General features: G+C 34.8%; 6 protein-coding genes. All 6 read right to left on the bottom strand.

All coding sequences use genetic code 11. The annotated features are described in order from the left end of the window. Window positions 1-462, bottom strand: a 462-nt coding sequence (locus tag R3333_RS13080) for a hypothetical protein (protein WP_318959218.1), incomplete at its 3' end; no start/stop codon positions are given. Window positions 463-467: 5 nt separating this feature from the next. Next, window positions 468-1,118, bottom strand: a complete 651-nt coding sequence (locus R3333_RS13075) for a hypothetical protein (RefSeq protein WP_318959217.1) — start codon at window positions 1,116-1,118, stop codon at window positions 468-470. Window positions 1,119-1,251: 133 nt separating this feature from the next. Continuing rightward, window positions 1,252-1,683 (bottom strand): hypothetical protein, encoded by a 432-nt coding sequence (locus R3333_RS13070; RefSeq protein WP_318959216.1) that lies wholly within the window; start codon window positions 1,681-1,683, stop codon window positions 1,252-1,254. Window positions 1,684-1,753: 70 nt separating this feature from the next. Then, window positions 1,754-2,263, bottom strand: a complete 510-nt coding sequence (locus R3333_RS13065; RefSeq protein WP_318959215.1) for a hypothetical protein — start codon at window positions 2,261-2,263, stop codon at window positions 1,754-1,756. Between the two features lie 36 nt (window positions 2,264-2,299). Then, the gene (locus R3333_RS13060) at window positions 2,300-2,953 is read right to left on the bottom strand and encodes a hypothetical protein (protein WP_318959214.1); all 654 of its coding nucleotides are present in this window, start codon (window positions 2,951-2,953) and stop codon (window positions 2,300-2,302) included. A 131-nt stretch (window positions 2,954-3,084) separates the two neighbouring features. Beyond that, window positions 3,085-3,498, bottom strand: a complete 414-nt coding sequence (locus R3333_RS13055; protein WP_318959213.1) for a hypothetical protein — start codon at window positions 3,496-3,498, stop codon at window positions 3,085-3,087. Window positions 3,499-3,831: the final 333 nt, after the last annotated feature.

The following is a 3,831-nucleotide window of genomic DNA, read 5'->3' as shown; positions in this document are numbered from 1 at the left end:
GGAAGATTTGCTCAAGGATTCATAGTAGTCTCTGGCTCCTTCATATTTGTTGAATTCAAGGTTTAATTTTTCCGGAACTATAAGTGCTTCTACACTGTCTAGCAAGGTCCAAGATCCATTTTTCTTAGCCCTTTCAATTACGGCTAATCCGGCTTTTTGCATGCGGTTTTCTACTTTGAGTTGTTCCACTTTGTCCTTGTTTACTTTAGACCAAGTACTGTTGGGTTTGCGTTTGCAAAAGTATTGGTGATAAGTGTCCTGATCAATTTTAACCTTTTTACTATCTATCCAACCAAAGCATAAGGCTTCGTCTACAGCTTCGCTCCAAGTTAAACTTGGTTTTCCCGATTTAACGGTATGAAAAACGAGCCAAACAGCTTCCTCTTCTTTGTGGTTTTTAGCCAACCATTCTCTCCAAGCTTTTGGTGAATTAGGCTGAAAAATGTCTATTGTTTGTGGCATACTATTTAATCCTTGTGTTCGGTTATCTTTATTCTTTCCCAATATACTTCAAAAGTAGGAGCCACTTCATAACTATAATTCCACGGATGCTCCCCCTTCTCAATATTTAACGTTTTATCACGATGAATTTTGTTAAAGTCTTGGTTGTAGAGTTCGATGATGTTTTCTGAGAGATAGTCATCCTTATAGCTAGAACTGAGATAGGTGATGTACCTTTCAAAAGCAAAGGTTTTACCCTCTGAATCAAAGTAATGCGTATAACTTATTAATCCATCTCCACTTTGGATATAGGGTACTTCTCTTGCACATAGAACTTTTCCTGAATTATCTCTAAAAAGTATAAATGTGGTGTTCGTACATGTGTCGAGTAAATCCTGACGCTGAAGACGAATGATTTGTTTTGTGCCTTCCGCTATAAGCCATAATTCTTTTTGCAATTTATCATTTGCCAGAAGTGTATCTATCCTTCTCTTTTGAAATTTCAAGCGTTCCAAAATATCAGGTTCGGGTAGTCGTGCTGACGAAGGATAAAGGGTATCCTTTTCAATGTCTAATGCTAAATCACCCGTAAAGGTTTTAGATGTTGGACTTTGCTCACATGCCAAAAGCGTAAAAAGCAGTAAGAAAAATACAAATCCATCGATGTAGCTTTTCATTATAACTTAATTAATCTTTTTAGCATGTTTAAACATGTAGGTTGAATAAGGATCACCAATTCTCACAAAGGTAATGTCATCATATTTTGAACTAACAGGCTTAAAGTCGAATTCACCATGTGCGTTAAAGTAGTTAATATGGACCTTTTTTTTTACCGATTTTATTTACAGATCCAATTTGGAATTTGGTCTCCTTTTCATATAATCGTTCTAGAATTAAAGGCAGTTTCTGGGTCTTGACTTGTTCTATCATTCCCTTAAAATCATTAAGGTGTAGACCGAGTTTATTTGCTTTTTTCAAGGCTTTATCTTTAAACCCTTCTTGCGCTAACACAGTGTTAAAGAAGATTTCATTTTTACTATGTTTAATTTCAGAAACATCTGCTTTTCTAAACACAACTACACCGTCATAAGTTAAATCCGTAAAATCCACCATGAGTATATAGTCATCATTTTGATCGCGTATAATTCCGTCGAAACGATAAAGTTCAAATCCATCTTGGTCGGCCAAGTATATTTTTACAAAATCTTTAGCTTGGATATGCTTTTTGAGACGTTTTTTCATGGTTAATAAGGGGATTAAGTAATTCTTGATTTCTTTTTTAACTTTAATGTTTCACTATAAAGTGTAATTCCTAATCTTCAGAATTCAAACCTAAGTTGAGTACTTTTTCCACCAAATCAAAATCATCATTGCAATGATGGTAGGTGAAAGTCAGTACTTTCTTGTTGAATTCTGCTTGATACAAGCGTCTTTTTTCTAAGTCCTCCGCACATAAATCGTAAACCATTTGATACAATGGGTGCTTTTGACTTTTGCGTTTGAATACAGATTTACATATTTTAAAATTTCCGCATGTACTTGAAGGGATTTTTGTTTTAAAGGTAAGTATTTCTTGAAGGTTTTGATACTTAGATGAAAGGAGTAAGTTTCCACTAGAATAAGTCGCTTTTTTTACTTGAATCTCCCACAACGAGGAGGTCTCAATCTTTGCTAATAGATGAAAAGAGGAGGCGTTGAAAATGCCTTTAACTGTTCCGTTTTTATGGCTTGCATAACTTTCCCATTGTTTGCATAATTGTTCATTCTTCATGTAAAATGGAGATGAAGTTTCTTTGGGAGAAGCGTTGGATTTAAGTGTCATTTCGACGTTCAATTAAATAAATTGTTAATCACCCGATCAATCAATTAAGGTGTGTTCTTTTTTACGCCCTCTTTTTGTAGTGAAAACTTTCATGGTAAACCCAAAGAAAAATCCAGATATGGGCCATATCACAGCACCTTTTGCTAAGCTTTCCCAAGTGATCCCTGTTCCATCCAACAAGGGCCAAATCACTTGCATTGTTAGAAACATAAATCCTGCCCATTTTAGGCCTGATATCCACCAATTTTTTCCATCAAAGGGATTTGGAATTTTGGTGGTATCCAAATTTTCAAAACGTTGTGCTTGTTTCGATAACCAGTTTTCTTTGAGTGATTTTCTAAACCATCCCCAAATAGGAAAGGTAAGGGCAAGAATTAGTAGACTGAATAGGTTGTGAACACAAGGAATGATTTTGCCACAGCTTTTACAATAAAGTCCAAACCAATTTTTAAATGCTGTTCCATTTTGGGTAGACCAAGTTCGTTGGTCGTGTAGGGCGTTACAATGCGGACAAGGAACAAAGCTACGCTCAATAAATGGTAGATCAGAAGTTTTGTCCACCAAACTCACTTTGGGAACTTTTTGACCGAAAATTAATTCATTTATGGCCAAACCAGGATTGATAATCCAGTGTAACACTAAAGGGGTTTTCCAGGTGTAGATTTTATATTTATCTGTATTGTAATTCATTGTTTTCAATGGTTGTTTATGGTCTGTCAATATTGCTGAAATATAAGAATTGAAATGAACTACATGGATGCTAGACATGGAAAAACAAAGTCCAAGCCTTATTTAGCAATAGCTAGGCTTGGACGTAGAAATTATATCAAAGTAATTTCCATCTTAAGATCTCCCGGCTTTTTAAATTCAGAGTAATTAACTTCTACTTTTCTTCCTTTTATGGTTAGCGTTAATTTACCGGCTTCTTGACCAGATCTTTTCATGGCTCTGACTGATTTTTTCAGGGCTTTGTTGAAAATTTCGTATTTCTCTTGGTCTTCATCTTCCACGAGAGATTTTGGGAATTTAAGATCAGCACTGACGAGGCCTTGTCCTTTACAAATAAGGGTATCACAGTTACCTTGTTGCCCAGAATAATACGAGGAGTAAAACCCTACTTTTCCGAGTTTTAAAACACTTCTTTTTCCTCCATGTTGTTCCACGTAAAGTTTATTTTGACCGTAGAGTTGAGTTCCCATAAAAAGAGAAAGGGAAAGAATTAGGATAGCTTTCATGATGTTAAGTTTTTTTGATTATAAGACCTAAAATAAGAAAACGTTACGCATTTTTAATCAATCTCTAATTTTTTGTTCTAAGAATTTGATAAATGAACAAATTATGATTTGTGGATCATCTTTGTGAAGGTCTTGGATTTAACATTATAAAAGTAAATTAGTGACCAAGAAAGAATTAGAATAACAAGGATTCTTAGCATTAAGTTGTTGTTTTTAATGACTTAACTTAGTATGAAAAATTAATAAACTTCTCAACCAAAATAAGTGTACTACAATGTACAGTCCGACCTAACTTTTAGGAGGGAAACCCCCATATTATAAGGGGCAGAATCG

Source organism: Lishizhenia sp. (genome assembly GCF_033720595.1).
Taxonomy (GTDB): domain Bacteria; phylum Bacteroidota; class Bacteroidia; order Flavobacteriales_D; family Crocinitomicaceae; genus Lishizhenia.
The sequence above is the reverse complement of the archived record's forward strand: the minus strand, read 5'-3'. Positions and strand labels throughout refer to the sequence as shown.

Coding starts and splice junctions, on each gene's coding strand:
- R3333_RS13055 (WP_318959213.1), bottom strand. CDS start 3,498: ATGAAAGCTATCCTAATTCTTTCCCTTTCTCTTTTTATGGGAACTCAA.
- R3333_RS13070 (WP_318959216.1), bottom strand. CDS start 1,683: ATGAAAAAACGTCTCAAAAAGCATATCCAAGCTAAAGATTTTGTAAAA.
- R3333_RS13065 (WP_318959215.1), bottom strand. CDS start 2,263: ATGACACTTAAATCCAACGCTTCTCCCAAAGAAACTTCATCTCCATTT.
- R3333_RS13060 (WP_318959214.1), bottom strand. CDS start 2,953: ATGAATTACAATACAGATAAATATAAAATCTACACCTGGAAAACCCCT.
- R3333_RS13075 (WP_318959217.1), bottom strand. CDS start 1,118: ATGAAAAGCTACATCGATGGATTTGTATTTTTCTTACTGCTTTTTACG.